General features: G+C 66.2%; 19 protein-coding genes. 10 read left to right on the forward strand and 9 right to left on the reverse strand.

Annotation, left to right across the window (positions count from 1 at the left end; translation table 11 throughout):
- Nucleotides 1-7: 7 nt before the first annotated feature.
- On the reverse strand, nt 8-163 hold the full coding sequence (locus CRO01_RS16475) for a hypothetical protein (protein WP_179747383.1): 156 nt from the start codon (nt 161-163) through the stop codon (nt 8-10).
- Between the two features lie 91 nt (nt 164-254).
- Between CRO01_RS16475 and CRO01_RS03275 the strand changes: the two genes are divergently transcribed.
- The 3 genes from CRO01_RS03275 (at nt 255) to CRO01_RS03285 (ending at nt 1,697) form a co-directional block, all read left to right on the forward strand.
- A complete protein-coding gene (locus CRO01_RS03275) occupies nt 255-770 on the forward strand; it encodes a DUF6789 family protein (RefSeq protein ID WP_097007673.1) in 516 nt (171 codons plus the stop codon).
- Nucleotides 771-1,107: 337 nt separating this feature from the next.
- Nucleotides 1,108-1,347 carry a hypothetical protein gene (locus tag CRO01_RS03280; RefSeq protein WP_097007674.1) on the forward strand — a complete coding sequence of 80 codons (240 nt, stop codon included), beginning with the start codon at nt 1,108-1,110 and terminating at the stop codon, nt 1,345-1,347.
- Nucleotides 1,344-1,697, forward strand: a complete 354-nt coding sequence (locus tag CRO01_RS03285) for a type II toxin-antitoxin system PemK/MazF family toxin (protein WP_097007675.1) — start codon at nt 1,344-1,346, stop codon at nt 1,695-1,697. The genes CRO01_RS03280 and CRO01_RS03285 overlap by 4 nt, the downstream gene beginning before the upstream one ends.
- Nucleotides 1,698-1,851: 154 nt before the next feature.
- Here the strand turns inward: CRO01_RS03285 and CRO01_RS03290 are convergent, their stop codons facing one another.
- From CRO01_RS03290 to CRO01_RS03305, 4 genes are all read right to left on the reverse strand, one after another.
- Nucleotides 1,852-2,136: a type II toxin-antitoxin system RelE family toxin gene (locus tag CRO01_RS03290; protein WP_097007676.1), complete on the reverse strand. Its 285-nt coding sequence runs from the start codon at nt 2,134-2,136 to the stop codon at nt 1,852-1,854.
- A complete protein-coding gene (locus CRO01_RS03295) occupies nt 2,129-2,413 on the reverse strand; it encodes a ribbon-helix-helix domain-containing protein (protein WP_097007677.1) in 285 nt (94 codons plus the stop codon). Before CRO01_RS03295 ends, CRO01_RS03290 begins: the two co-directional genes overlap by 8 nt.
- A 97-nt stretch (nt 2,414-2,510) precedes the next feature.
- Complete coding sequence (locus CRO01_RS03300; protein ID WP_097007678.1) at nt 2,511-2,816, reverse strand: chorismate mutase; 306 nt, start codon at nt 2,814-2,816, stop codon at nt 2,511-2,513.
- Nucleotides 2,774-3,628, reverse strand: a complete 855-nt coding sequence (locus tag CRO01_RS03305; protein ID WP_097007679.1) for a shikimate kinase — start codon at nt 3,626-3,628, stop codon at nt 2,774-2,776. Before CRO01_RS03305 ends, CRO01_RS03300 begins: the two co-directional genes overlap by 43 nt.
- 150 nt (nt 3,629-3,778) lie before the next feature.
- Here CRO01_RS03305 and CRO01_RS03310 point away from each other — a divergent pair, with 150 nt between their 5' ends.
- The gene (locus CRO01_RS03310) at nt 3,779-4,414 is read left to right on the forward strand and encodes a DUF5796 family protein (protein ID WP_375097328.1); all 636 of its coding nucleotides are present in this window, start codon (nt 3,779-3,781) and stop codon (nt 4,412-4,414) included.
- Nucleotides 4,414-4,662 (forward strand): DUF7508 domain-containing protein, encoded by a 249-nt coding sequence (locus tag CRO01_RS03315; protein WP_097007680.1) that lies wholly within the window; start codon nt 4,414-4,416, stop codon nt 4,660-4,662. The genes CRO01_RS03310 and CRO01_RS03315 overlap by 1 nt, the downstream gene beginning before the upstream one ends.
- A 25-nt stretch (nt 4,663-4,687) precedes the next feature.
- Here CRO01_RS03315 and CRO01_RS16985 read toward each other — a convergent pair whose 3' ends face one another.
- Both CRO01_RS16985 and CRO01_RS03320 read right to left on the reverse strand, forming a co-directional pair.
- On the reverse strand, nt 4,688-4,822 hold the full coding sequence (locus CRO01_RS16985; RefSeq protein ID WP_259370005.1) for a DUF7128 family protein: 135 nt from the start codon (nt 4,820-4,822) through the stop codon (nt 4,688-4,690).
- 63 nt (nt 4,823-4,885) lie between these two features.
- Nucleotides 4,886-5,560, reverse strand: coding sequence for a helix-turn-helix domain-containing protein (locus tag CRO01_RS03320; protein ID WP_099458949.1), 675 nt, complete (start codon nt 5,558-5,560; stop codon nt 4,886-4,888).
- Between the two features lie 104 nt (nt 5,561-5,664).
- On the opposite strand from CRO01_RS03320, the gene CRO01_RS03325 reads away from it, so the two are divergent.
- The 3 genes from CRO01_RS03325 (at nt 5,665) to CRO01_RS03335 (ending at nt 10,249) form a co-directional block, all read left to right on the forward strand.
- Entirely contained in the window at nt 5,665-7,338 is a 1,674-nt protein-coding gene (locus CRO01_RS03325; protein ID WP_097007682.1) for an NADH-quinone oxidoreductase subunit D, read from the forward strand.
- A gap of 99 nt (nt 7,339-7,437) precedes the next feature.
- Nucleotides 7,438-7,932, forward strand: a complete 495-nt coding sequence (locus CRO01_RS03330) for a cupin domain-containing protein (RefSeq protein ID WP_097007683.1) — start codon at nt 7,438-7,440, stop codon at nt 7,930-7,932.
- 79 nt (nt 7,933-8,011) lie between these two features.
- Nucleotides 8,012-10,249, forward strand: coding sequence for an AAA family ATPase (locus CRO01_RS03335; RefSeq protein ID WP_097007684.1), 2,238 nt, complete (start codon nt 8,012-8,014; stop codon nt 10,247-10,249).
- A gap of 6 nt (nt 10,250-10,255) precedes the next feature.
- Here CRO01_RS03335 and CRO01_RS03340 read toward each other — a convergent pair whose 3' ends face one another.
- Both CRO01_RS03340 and CRO01_RS03345 read right to left on the reverse strand, forming a co-directional pair.
- Entirely contained in the window at nt 10,256-10,984 is a 729-nt protein-coding gene (locus CRO01_RS03340) for a protein sorting system archaetidylserine decarboxylase (protein ID WP_097007685.1), read from the reverse strand.
- 40 nt (nt 10,985-11,024) lie between these two features.
- The gene (locus tag CRO01_RS03345; RefSeq protein ID WP_097007686.1) at nt 11,025-11,585 is read right to left on the reverse strand and encodes a DUF2171 domain-containing protein; all 561 of its coding nucleotides are present in this window, start codon (nt 11,583-11,585) and stop codon (nt 11,025-11,027) included.
- Nucleotides 11,586-11,722: 137 nt separating this feature from the next.
- Between CRO01_RS03345 and CRO01_RS03350 the strand changes: the two genes are divergently transcribed.
- Together CRO01_RS03350 and CRO01_RS03355 are read left to right on the forward strand one after the other, a co-directional pair.
- Entirely contained in the window at nt 11,723-12,055 is a 333-nt protein-coding gene (locus tag CRO01_RS03350) for a DUF1450 domain-containing protein (protein WP_143824894.1), read from the forward strand.
- Nucleotides 12,052-13,617, forward strand: coding sequence for a sulfatase (locus CRO01_RS03355; protein WP_097007688.1), 1,566 nt, complete (start codon nt 12,052-12,054; stop codon nt 13,615-13,617). Before CRO01_RS03350 ends, CRO01_RS03355 begins: the two co-directional genes overlap by 4 nt.
- The last annotated feature ends 30 nt before the right edge of the window (nt 13,618-13,647 follow it).

Genomic DNA, 13,647 nt, shown 5'->3' on the forward strand with positions numbered 1-13,647 from the left:
AGCGCTGCTACCGGCCCCACTGGTACATCCACCAACTGGCGCCGAGCAACAGTATCCCGGCCCCGAGCGCCGAAGTCGCCGGCTCTGGAATGATAAACAGCACGAAGCCGACGACGATCAGCACGCCCGGCTCGACCTGATCGAGGTAGCCTGAGGGGATCACACCGGTATCGACGGGCGACACGACTAAAGACGTTGGCGTGGCGGCGGACCCTCTTCGTTTATCGTTATACAGTGCAAATGTGTTACACAGTATGACGCCAGAACAGACAGACGCCGGTACGTACGCCGCCGATGACCGGTCGGCGAGCGCGCGAGAGCCGATTACGGTTCGCCTGATCGGCACGGCGATGCTGGCCGGGTTCGTTTCGATGGTGTCGATGCTACCCGTGCTCGTTGGGATTCCTGCCCTACTCGATCTGTTCAGTACCGATCCGATCGTCCGGTTCGCGTCGTTCGGGTCGTTTCTGGGACTGGAGCCGAGCCTAGCAGTCGGCGCCGCCATGTTCATTATTGGCGGCACGCTGTTTCTGCCGATCCAATTTCTCGTCGTCGGTGCGTACCTCCCGCCAGAAGAGCCCCGCTACGCCCGAGGCGTGACCTACGCCCTCATCTACTGGATCGCCTTCGTCATGGTGTTCCTGCCCGCGGCGGACGCGCTGGCAGTCGGCGTCTTTCTCGTCGTCTCGCTGCTCTATCACGTAGCCTACGGCTTCGCGCTGGGGTACCTGATCGACAGGTGGGCGGAGATTCCCCAACACGCCGTCTAACCGTCGCCGCTCGCTGAGTGCGTGACGGAAGCGGTGTGTTCCGTACGTTCAGCGGGATGCGCGCTGCTCGGCCTTGTTCAGGTCTCAAAGTGATGTCACAGAACCCGTCTACTTTGTCGCTGTTCGACTCCGTGGCGAGAATTCCGGTGGGAGGGTGGCAAGCAGATGAATGGAAGAGGCCCACGGCAGAAGCCGTGGGAGATCTTCAATTCCATTGCCTCCCACGGTGATACCGGCCACGCGTGGTTTCGGGAAATCCGTGGCCCGTTCACGGAAATACACTCTCTGTGGGTAATAGTGGGTAAGGCTTATCCAGAAGGTGGTCGTAATGAGTAGCATGACGAAAGTGGATGCTCGCGACCTGCGAACCAACGAGACCGACGACCGAGGTCGCATCTACCTCGGGACGGAGTACGCGAACAAGCGCGTGACTGTTGCCGTCGTCGAAGTCGAATCTGACCGACCTGACGAGGACGAATTAGCAGCCGCGTACCGCGAGGCTTCCGAGAGCGCCGACCATCTGGCTGAGGAGTGGAAGGACGCCTCTGATGAGGCGTGGAACGGACTCGATGAATGAGCGGTGATACCGAGGTTCGACGTGGCGATGTCGTAGTCGTTCGTCTCGACCCTGCCGAAGGTCATGAGATGAACAAGACTCGACCTGCAGTGGTCGTACAGAACGATATTGGAAATCGAAACTCCAGTACGACTATCGTTGCACCGGCGACAGGGACACATCGAGGCTACCCGTTCGAGGTGCTGGTCGAAGAGGATGGGTCACCGTTCGAGAAGGACTCCTCGATTCGCCTCGACCAGATTCGCGTCGTCTCTATCGAAGCCCGGATCCACTCGGTCGTCGGGAGTCTAAGCGAACCGACTATGACCGAGGTGGACGAAGCACTGAAACTGAGTCTCGGGGTGGATTGAGGTTCTGATTCCCGGTGCAGGGAGATGTACCGTCATTCCTCCGCCGAGAGACAATCTATGATGTGTGCTACCGCGACTCTCGCTGCTCGGCCTTGTTCAGGTCACAAACTGACGTTACAGATTCCGTCTATTTTCCGGCTCCTAAGACAGTTTCTCAGTCGTCGTCGGCTGTATACGCCCCTCCACGACGCTTAATTCGAGCGACGACCATTCGGTGCTCGTCACGGCGGAAAGTGACCGCAAGACGGAATTCGCCGATACGCACCTTACGTCGTGAGCTATTCTGGAGGGGTTCACCATAGTCTGGTGGGTCACGCCACGGAGAATCGATGATTTCGTCGAGTTTGTCGATGATGCGCTGCTGTTCGTTCGAATTAAGCGAGGTGAGGTCGTCCTGCGCTTTCGGTGCGAGTTCCCACGTCCACTCGCCGTCACTCATCCGTCCCGTCAGTGCCGAACCGTTCGCGTGCTTCTTGGGCACTCATCGTTCGTTGTTCGTGAACGTCCTCTTCGGCTTGGAGGAGTGCGACGAGTTCGTCGCGGTCGAACGTGGGATGTTCGATAGCATCGCGTAGGGTGTACCGAATAAATTCGCTTCGACTGTTGAAACCCCGCCCCTGCCACGTGTCTTCAATTTCGTCAAGAAACGACCGTGTGACTTTGAAGTTCACCGTGACGATTTCGTCGTCGCCGTTGTTTGTGGCCGCTTCGGACATACGTCTGTATTACGTCTGTGTTACTGTAGGTGTTTCGCCGTCCGAACGCTGAGGCTATTGAGAAACAGCAATAGACACGCGAAACCCGGGTTTCTTGCTACCGACTCTCCCGCTGCTCGGCCTTGTTCAACTCGATCAACAGTCGGAAAATCGCCTTGACGAGGTTGCGATCCACGTCGAACTGGTCGGCGTTCTCGCCGGCCCGCTCCATCACTGCCGCCTCCTGTGACTCGTCGGTCGTCGGCAGGCCCTGCTCCTCTTTGACCTGCGCGATCGTGTCGGCGACGTAGGTTCGTCGCGCGATCAACTCGACGATTCCCTGATCGATGTCCCGGATCTCCTCGCGGAGTTCCTCTAAGCTCATCTCGTCTGCGCGCCCGTGGATTGTGTCGTCGTTAGCCATGTGGTCCCACGCCTGTTGTCCCATCTCTCCTGTACTCCTTCGAGTGCTTTTCGGTCGCCCACCGCGACGACGCTCGGACCGGTGCCCGAGAGCGAGACGCCCGCGACCTCGGGCAGCGCCTCGACGGCCGGTGCTGTCGGGAAGTCGAGGGCGGCGCTGAAGGCGAAGCCGTTGACCGTCATGGCGAGCCCGTAGCGGCCGTCGAGCGCCAACTCGGCGACGAGGTCGGCGATCGGCGCGATCCGCTCGCAGCGCTCGACATCGGCGTCGGCGCTGAAGGCCTGCTCGGGCGGCGTGTAGACGAGCACGTCCCAGTCTACGGTGTCGCGGGCCAGCAGTTCGTCGTCGGTGTTGTCGGTGACGGTGACGCCGCCGAGCATCGACGCCGAGGCGTCGTCGAACGCGCCAGTCACCGTGACGCCAACGTCGCGGGCGGCCTCGACGCCGAGCAGACAGGCAGTCTCGCGGTCGACCTCGTCGGCGACGCCCAGCGCGTCCAGCGTCGCCAGCACGGTCGCGTTCGCCGCCGCGCTGGAGCTTTTGAGCCCCGAGGCCATCGGCACCTCGCTCTCGGTGCGCACGCTGCCGCCCTGCCCGTCGCCGTAGCGCTCTGTTGCGAGTTCCACGCAGCGCTCGATCAGACGCGTGTCCGCGTCCGGCGCGTCGTCGATCTCGCCGTCGACCCCGGCGGCGTCGGTCGACAGCGTCACCTCGGCGCTCGTGTAGGCGTCGATCGCAAACGCCGACCCCGTTCCGGTCGCCAGCGCGTTCAGTACGGTTCCCGCCGCAGGGGCTCTCGCCCGTCCGTTCATATCTCTTCACCCCCCTCCGAGGTACTTACCGCTGGCGGTCGGGGGGCCGAACGGTGGCGTCCTCGCGCGTCCGGTCGTCGGAGAACGCACCGCTTGTCCCCGTGCCGGGCGAACGCGTCGCTTTTCCCCATCCCGAACGAACCACCGGCCATGAGCGCGCGCAACACCGTCGCCCCCTCGACGATCGGGGTGGCGTTCTCCGAAGACGGAATCGCCGTCGAGTATCTCGACGGCCGGGAGGTGTTCTATCACGGCCCGCCGCGGAAGACCGACGGCGTCGTCCGGACGGCACCGGGCAAGCTCGTACAGATCCTCGTCACCGACCCCGACGGGACTGAAGGCGTGCTGACCTACGTCAACGACCGCAACACCCACGACGACATTCTGGAGACGACCGGCGTCGGTCGCGTCTTCGTCGAGCCCGGCGAGACCGAGGAGCTGTTCCCCGGCGTCACCGCGCGGGCCGAGGGCCACGCCATCGTCGTCGACGCCGACCCCGAGGTCGCTCGGGGCAGAGTGTTCGTGTTCGTCGAGGACGAACTGCAGGAGGAAGCCTACGAGATCGTCGCCTCTGCCGAGGACGACACAGCCAGCGACCAGCGCGACGCCGACGCGGAAGCGGGCGACGCTGACGCGGAAACGACGGACGACGCCGACGCCGCATCGAGCGGGGACGCAGCGGCGTCGAACGAGGAGACAGCGGCGTCGAGCCAGGCGGCTGGCGAGGAAGACGACGAACCGGCCGATGACGGTTGGATCGACACCGAGTACGTCGAGGACAGCTGATGCCCTTGGCAAAACAGTGGCGCGACCTCGACCGGTCGACCGTCGGCCGCGCGCCCGACCGGTACGGCGTCGTCGAGTTCGGCGACGCCGACGGCGAGGTGCTCGACATCGAGACGGGCGTGCTCCGGGACGCGGTGAAAAGTGCGCTGGCATACCGGGACGCGCCGAAGGTGCGCTGGGAAGCCACCCAGACTAGAGCACAGGCCGAGGAACTGGCCGACGAGCACCGCGATCGACTGGACGAATAAGTCGCTCGCGACGCAACGCTGCTCCTTACTGCAGATACGGCGGGTCTTCGGCGTCGCAGGCACCTTCGTGCTGGCGCGCGTCTGCGCGGTCGTCGAACAGCAGGCCGCACTCCTCGCACTCGAACCACGTGCGTTCGTCGCGCTCGGTGTGTGCTACCATGACAGTAGTTCGAGTCGCATCCCTCAAAGTCGTTACTCCGGCGCCACATGACGGCGCACGATCTCAGCGCGACGCCCCGGCGTCCGAGTTGGTGACGAGCCGACGCATCACCGACGATTCGGCCTTCCGGAGGTGTTCGGCGGCGGTGCTCGGCGCGCACGACAGCGTGTCGGCGACATCCTCGACAGACCCCGATCGGGGCGTCTCGTAGTACCCACACTCGATCGCGGCGCGAACGGCTTCGCGCTGGCGATCGGTCAGGTCAGTCGCGTGATCGAACGGCTGCGCGCTGTACTGGCCGACTTCGAGCACTTCCACGTCGATCGGCTCTGGCACCGCGTCGACGGCGTTTTGGACCGCCTCGGACGTGCCGACCAAGGTAAACTCGCCACAGCCGTCGACCCGATAGACGATCGGCGGCACGATGAGCAGTCCCTCGTGGTCGAGCGCCGTCGTGATCTGGCGCTCGCGCTCGGGGAGGTCCTCGCGGATGTAGAGATAAAACTCGCCGCCGGACGGCGCGACGTGATACGACTCGACGGAGTCGACAGCCGCCAGCGCGTCGACGTACTCGTCGGGGTCGCCCTCGACGCGAAAGATCGTCGAGATCGACCCGTCGACGCCGACGCTCCAATGTAACTGCCGTGAGGGGCCGTACTCGTCGCTCTCGACGACGAACTGGTGCATGGGATGCCGCTGCTCGGGCGGCAGCGCCAGCGCGAGTCGGAGATACTTCATAGCGACCCGAGAGGATGCACGTATAAAATACCCTCTCTCGTGAGGCAGTGAAACAAACACCGTCGGAGTCGTAGACTGACACATCGACTTCGCGTGATTTCCACATGTCTCTAGAGCACGACGCCGACGCCGCCGTACCGTCCGAGCGAGGAGTTGCCGACCGCGCCGAGGCGCTGCTGGGTGAGCGCGTTCTCGACCGGGAGCACCACGTCAACGCCGAGGGGATCGTTATTCGGCCCGACGAGGTCCAGAGCGTCCTCTCGACGCTGCGCGAGGAGGCCGGCTTCGACCATCTCGCCTGCGTGACCGCCCAGCAGTACGAGGACCGCTACGAGTCGATCTACCACCTGCGGAGCTACGACGACCCGACACGGGAACTCAGCGTCGTCGTGCCGACCAGCGCCGACGACCCCGTCAGCGAGAGCGCAGCGCCCGTGTTTACGACCGCCGACTGGCACGAGCGCGAGGCCTACGACCTCGTCGGGATCGAGTACGAGGACCACCCCGACCTGCGCCGCATTCTGCTGCCCGAGACGTGGCAGGGCCACCCGCTCCGAGAGGAGTTCAATCAGGAGCGCCCGCAGCTGGTCGCGTACCGCGAGAACGACAATCCCGTCGAGGCAAAGCGCAAAGCCAGCGAGAGCGACGGCACCGAGACGATGCTGCTCAACATCGGTCCGCACCACCCCGCGACCCACGGAGTGATGCATCTCGAAACGGTGCTCGACGGGGAGACGGTCGTCGATGTCGAGCCCGACATCGGCTACATCCACCGCTGCGAGGAGCAGATGTGCCAGCAGTGTACGTATCGCCACCAGATCATGCCCTACCCCGACCGCTGGGACTGGGGCGGCGCCGGGATGTGCAACGAGTGGGCCTACGCCCGCGTCGCGGAGGATCTGGCCGATCTGGACGTGCCCGAGTACGCGCAGGTGATCCGGACGATGTGTGCCGAGTTCAGCCGCATCCTCGGACACCTGCTGGCGACCGGCGCGTACGCGCTCGACGTCGTCGGCGACTTCACCGCGACGTTCATGTACTCGACGCGGGACCGCGAGGTCGTCCAGAAGATCGTCGAGGACCTGACCGGCCAGCGCCTGATGTTCAACTACTTCCGACTCGGCGGCGTCGCGTGGGACCTGCCCGAACCCCGCGAGGAGTTCTTCGAGCAGGTCCGGGAGTTCCTCAACGAACTCCCTCGCCGACTGGAGGAGTACCACGACTTGCTCTCGAACAACGAGTTCCTGCAGGCCAGAGCCGTCGACACCGGTGTGCTCGAACCCGAGGTCGCAAAGCAGTACGGCTGCACCGGCCCGGTCGCCCGCGGCTCGGGCATCGACTACGACCTCCGGCGGGACGACCCCTACGGCTACTACGAGGAACTGGACTGGAACGTCGTCGTCCGGGACGGCTGTGACAACTACTCCCGGCTGCTGGTCCGGATGGAGGAGATCGCCGAATCGGGCAAGATCATCGAGCAGTGTATCGACCTGCTCGAAGAGTGGCCCGAGGACGACCGCGAGATTCAGAGCAACGTCCCGCGGACGATCAAGCCCGATCCCGACACCGAGATTTACCGGGCCGTCGAGGCCGCCAAGGGTGAACTCGGTATCTACATCCGCGCCGACGGCACCGACAAACCCGCCCGGTTCAAGATCCGCGGCCCCTCCTTCTCGAATCTCCAGTCCCTGCCCGAGTTCGGTTCGGGCGGCTACGTCGCCGACCTGATCGCCTCGCTGGGGAGTCTGGACACGATCATGGGAGAAGTCGATCGGTAAGCTCACGACTTCCTCCGGCGGCGAACTCGATCGGTGAGCTCACGACTTCCTCCAGAACCCACCCCAGAAATTTTGATCGGGCACCGCGAGCGTGCAGGTATGCCGACCGTCAACGAGGACGATCTCGACTGGGAATCTCTGGAGCGCGGCGAGACGGCGTTCCGGCGCAAGCGACTGGCCGACGCCACTGACGCCGAGGAACTGGGCTGTAGCCTCTACGAACTCCCGGCGGGCAAGAAGTCGTGGCCGTACCACTACCACACCGGCAACGAGGAGGCAATCTACGTGCTCGCCGGCGAGGGCCAACTTCGTGGCGCCGACGAGCAAGTGGCTCTGGTGGCGGGCGATTACGCCGCGTTCCCGGCGGGCGAGGACGGCGCTCACAGGATCATCAACGATTCCGACGAGCCGCTCCGGTATCTGGCGTTCTCGACGATGAACGACCCCGACATCGGCGTCTACCCCGACTCCGAGAAGATCACGCTGTTCGGCGGGTCGCCACCGGGCGGGACTGGCGATCGTCCGCTCTCGGGATCGTACCGGCGCGAGGACGCCGTCGACTACTGGGAGGGCGAACTCGGCGACGAACAGTGACGGCGAAGCGTCCGAATCCCAGCACGAGTCAACGACGCGAGGGGAATGGTTCAAGGCCGCCGGGCGGCAAAACTGGGCCATGAGCGAGCAGAACGGCGACGGAATCACGCTGACGGTAAAAGGGGCCCAGAAGCGCGACGCTGGACGCGGCGTCGCGCGGCTCTCGGATCCCGCCCGAAACGAACTGGGCGTACTCAGCGGCGACACCGTCGTCATCGAGGGCGAGCGCGTCACCGCGACGAAGGTCTGGCCCGCGGGCGACGACGTGCCCGACGACGCCGTGCTGATCGACGCCGACACGCGGTCCAACGCGGGCGTCAGCATCGGTGACACCGTCTCGGTTCGTCACGGAACACTGGAGGAGGCAGTTTCGGTGACGCTGTCGCCGCCGGCGTCGCTGGCCAACGTCGACGAAGACCTGATCCAGCGCGTCGCGACGCGGACGCTCCACGACAGGCCCGTCAGCGAGGGCGAGCAGGTCCGGTTGGAGCAGATCGCCGACCAGCCGTTCAGCGTCGAGTCGACCACGCCCCACGAACCGGTGCGCGTGAGCAACCACACCGTCGTTCGCGTCGACGCCGACGCGGCGTCCGGCGATGCCGGCACGGCAACATCGAGCGACGGGTCGTTGGCAGACAGCGGCACTGCTGGGGGGCAATCGGCGGGTGACACTGCGGCGTCAGGCGGTGGATCGACCGGCGACGCCGACGAACCGGCGGTGACGCCGACCGGCGTCAGCTACGAGGACATCGGCGGTCTCGACGACGAGCTCGAACAGGTCCGCGAGATGATCGAACTCCCGCTGGATCAGCCCGATCTGTTCCGGCGGCTCGGCGTCGACCCGCCCAAGGGCGTCCTGCTCTATGGCCCGCCCGGCACCGGCAAGACGCTGATCGCCAAGGCCGTCGCCAACGAGGTCAACGCCCAGTTCATCAACGTCTCCGGCCCGGAGATCATGTCGAAGTACAAGGGCGAAAGCGAAGAGCGCATCCGAGAGATCTTCGAGACGGCAAGCGAGAACGCCCCGACGATCATCTTCTTCGACGAGATCGACTCGATCGCGGGCCAGCGCGACGACGCCGGCGACGTGGAAAACCGCGTCGTCGCCCAGTTGCTCTCGCTGATGGACGGGCTCGACTCCCGGGGCGACGTGATCGTGATCGGCGCGACCAACCGCGTCGACGCCATCGACCCCGCCCTGCGCCGGGGCGGCCGGTTCGACCGCGAGATCGAGATCGGCGTCCCCGGGGCCGAGGGGCGCCGCGAGATCTTTCAGGTCCACACCCGCGGGATGCCGCTCGCGGAGGACGTGTCCGTCGACACGCTGGCCGACCGGACCCACGGCTTCGTCGGCGCCGACGTGGACGCGCTGGTCTCGGAGGCGGCGATGCTGGCGCTCCGGCGGATCCGCGGCGAGGCCGACGACCTCGCCGAGGCCGACCTCGAAGTGACGAAAGCCGACTTCGACGCCGCGATGGCCGCGGTCGACCCCTCCGCGATGCGCGAGTTCGTCGCCGAGACGCCCGAGGTCGGCTACGACGACGTAGGCGGGCTCGACGACGCCAAGCAAACCCTGCGCGAGGCCGTCGAGTGGCCGCTGGCGTACGATCGGCTCTTCGCCGAGACAAACACCGCCCCGCCCAGCGGCGTCCTGCTGTACGGACCCCCGGGCACCGGGAAGACGCTGCTGGCGCGGGCACTGGCCGGCGAGAGCGACGTGAACTTCGTCCACGTCAACGGCCCCGAGCTGCTCGATCGGTACGTCGGCGAGTCCGAGAAGGCCGTCCGCGAGGTGTTCGAGCGCGCCCGCACGTCGGCGCCGTCGATCGTCTTCTTCGACGAGATCGACGCCATCGCCGCCAAGCGCGAGGACAGCCACGAGGTGACCGAGCGCGTCGTCTCCCAACTGCTGACCGAGCTCGACGGACTCGTCGAGAACCCGAACCTCGTCGTGCTCGCGGCGACGAACCGCAAGGACGCCATCGACCCCGCGCTGCTCCGACCCGGCCGGCTCGACACGCACGTCGAGGTTCCCCAGCCGGACGCCGACGGACGCCGCGCGATCGTCGAAGTCCACGGCCGCGGGAAGCCGTTCGCCGAGGATGTCGATCTCGACGCGCTCGCGGACGATCTGGAGGGGTACACCGGCGCCGACCTCGAAGCGATCGTCCGCGAGGCGTCGATGCTGGCGATCCGCGAGATGGCCGAGAAACTGGGTCCCGAAGAGGCTGACGAGCGCGCCGACGAGATCGAAATCACGGGCGAGCACTTCGAGCGGGCCGTCGAGAGCGTCGATCCTTCGCCGGGCGCGTACTGACGCCGGCTACTCGCGCTCGTCGACCATCCCGACACCGGTACGCTCGGCGGATTCGGTCTGACTATCGCCAAGATCGGTCCGGCCCTCGTCGGAAGCTTCGGCGTCGAACTGTTCGGCGGCATCGAACTCGTCGACCGGTCCGTCGCCGCCGCGGCGTGCGATTACGGTCTCGCCGGCGGTCACTTTCTCGCCGCGCTCGACGACGACGTCCTCGCGGTCGAACGTTGGCGGCAACAGCACGTCGGCCCGGCTTCCGAAAGAGATGTGGCCGATCCGGTCACCGCGCTCGACGGCGTCATCCGCTTCCAGATAGGGGTGGATGCGCCGGGCGAACGCCCCCGCGACCAGCGTGACCTCGTAATCCTCGAACGCGATCCGGACGCGCTCGTTGCGGTCGGACTCCTTGGCGAAGGCCGGACGATGCGCCCCGGGAACGTGCTCGACAGTTTCGACCGTCCCGCCCATCGGCGCGCGATTGACGTGGACGTCCCAGACGTTCATGAACACGCCGACGCGAACGCGGCCGTCCTCCTCGCGGAGCACCGAGACCTTGCCGTCGGCCGGCGCGGCGACGCCCGAGACCGGCGCTGTCCGCTCGGGGTCGCGGTAGAAGTACAGCACGGCGCCCGCGAGCGCGAGCAGGACGGCCGTCACTCCGGGGCTGAAGATCAGCGCCGGAAACGCGCCCAGCAGTGGGACCAGCGCGTACTTCCATGCCCCTGGTGCGAAATTCATACCCCGAACTTGCGCGGGCCGGCGCAAAGAGATTGTGGAGTCAGCGTCTTTCCTCCCGATCGTCGTCGCCCGCGTCGCGGAGTTCGTCGTCCGTCAGACCTTCTCGATCGTCCTCTTCTCTGTCCCGAAGTTCGTCGTCCGTAAGTCCCTCCCGGTCGTCGTCCGCGTCGCGGTCGTCACGGCTGGCTGGCTCGTCCCGGCGCTCGTCCGACTCCATCGGCCGGGCGCCGGTCTCGGCAGTATCGTGCGACGCCGCGTCGCCCTCGCGTCCGGTCTCGTCGTGCTCAGTCCGTTCGTCCTCGACCGTCCGTCCGCCACTTCCCATCCGGTCGTCGGACTGCTCGCCCGACCCCTCGGTCGTGTGGACGTGGACCGCCTCGTCGGTGATTCGGTCGATCTGGCTCCGGTCGATGCGGTAGGCGTCGTCGGTCTGCCCCCAACCCAGCACGGACTTGATCTGGTCGGTGATCGACGACTTTGCGTCGACGACGATGGTCTCGCCGCGCAGTTCCGAGACCTCGCCGATGTGTTCGCCGCTGGCGTCGATCACAGCCTTTCCCTCGTCGTCTGTTGTCGGTTGCGTGCGTGTGTCGTCGTTCATCGGTCTCCCCCCGTTCGAACGCCGAGACGGGCGGCAAAAAGCCCACGCGCCACGTATCGAGCTTACGGACAGGTCAGCGACCCGATATCGGCGTCTCGCGGCCGCCGTTTATTTTCCGGGCCGTGGAACTCGATCACATGACACCGACTGTCGAGTGCTGCCTTCGCAACCTCTCCCCGGCGTGTCGCGCCGCCGCCCGGCGGCGCGAAATCGACCTCTCGGTCGCCCCCTGCCGGGAGCGCTGTGACGCCTGCCGAGCGGGACCGTTCGTGCTCGTCGACGGCGACCTCCAGACGGGCGATGAGTTCGGTGCCCTGCTCGACGCCGCAATCGAGGCAGACGCCGCGGACGTATCGGCATCCCACGACGGCAGCGATGCCGCGGTCGCATCGGCGCCCAGCGGCCGCGACGACGCCGCAGTCGGGGCGGCGTCCCGCGACGATGCCGACCCTTCGGGGGCCGATCCGTGACGAACGTCCTTCTGCTGTCGATCGACAGCCTGCGGCGGGATTTCCTCGGCGCGTACGCGGACGAGCCGAGCTGTGTCGACTACGCCGTCGAGACGCCGAACCTCGACCGGTTCGCCGAACGCGCCGCCGTCTTCGACACCCACTACGCCGGGAGCCTGCCCTGCATGCCGGCACGGCGGGAGTGGCACACCGGCGTCAAGGAGTTCCTCTGGCGGTCGTGGGGACCGATCGAGCCCTACGACGACCACCTCGCTCGCGTCGCGCGCGACGACGGCGTCCTGACGCAGTTGCTCACCGACCACTTCCACTACTTCCAGCACGGCGCTCACGGCTACTACGAGGACTACACCGGGTTCGAGTTCCTCCGCGGCCACGAGTACGACGCGTGGCAGACCGCGCCCAAGCAGCCCGACGACCGCCTGCTCGACCAGACGCTCGACCGTGAGACCGACCCGACCGACGGCGTCGGCTACGTCAACCGGTCGGTGTACGCCCGGAACGCCGCCCGCCTCGGCGTCGAGGACGACGAGCGAAACGCCTTTGCGCCCCGACTGTTCTCGCGGACCGCGGAGTGGCTACGGGCAAACCGGGAGTGGGACCGGTGGTTCTGCTACGTCGACAGCTTCGACGTGCACGAGCCGTTTCACTGTCCGGAGCCGTACGCCTCGATGTACACCGACGAGGATCCCCGCGATCCGGAGCTGGACATCTGGCCGTACTACGGCCGCATCGACGAGGGTCAGAGCGCGCTCGCCGAGCGCCAGCTCGCGTTCGTCCGGTCGCAGTTCGCCGGCAAGGTGACGATGGCAGATCGGTGGTTCGGGCGCGTGCTCGACGCGCTCGACGACGCCGAGTTGTGGGACGACACCGCCGTGATCGTCACGAGCGACCACGGCTTCCTGCTGGGCGAGCACGGCTGGGTCGGCAAAAACGAAGCGCCGGTGTACGACGTGCTCGCCCGGACGCCGCTTTTGATCTGGCATCCAGAGGGCGCGCACAACGGCGATCGGATCGAGTCGCTGACCGCGGCGGTCGACCTCTACGCGACCGTGCTGGACCTGCTCGGGATCGACGAGAGCGCGGCCGACCGCGTCCACAGCCGGAGCCTCCACCTCCTGCTCGCGGGCGACGCCGACGCCGAGAATCTGCATTCCCACCGCGACCGCGCGCTGTACGGCTACTGGGGATCGGCGGTCAACGTCACCGACGGCGAGTACGCGTATCTCCAGCCCTGCGATCCCGCCGTTCCGAGCCGCTGCCACTCGACGACCATGATGAACGCCCGGGGGTTCCCCTTGCCGGCGACGCCGAAGCACGACGCCGAAGCCGGCGAGTTCGTCGCCCACGCCGACGGCCCCGTCTGGCGGTTCGAGGCCGACAGCTACGCGCAGCTCGACGGGCCGATGCTGTTCGACGTGACCGACGAGATTCCGAAGACGAACCTCGCCGAGGAACGCCCGGGCGAGTGCGATCGACTCCGCGACGAACTGGTCGCTGGCCTCGACGCGTTGAACGCGCCGGACCACCAGTACGCCCGGCTTACGTTGGAGCAGCCGCCGTGATTCGACGGACGCTCGCAGAGAGTCGAAAAC

Source organism: Natronoarchaeum philippinense (genome assembly GCF_900215575.1).
GTDB lineage: Archaea > Halobacteriota > Halobacteria > Halobacteriales > Natronoarchaeaceae > Natronoarchaeum > Natronoarchaeum philippinense.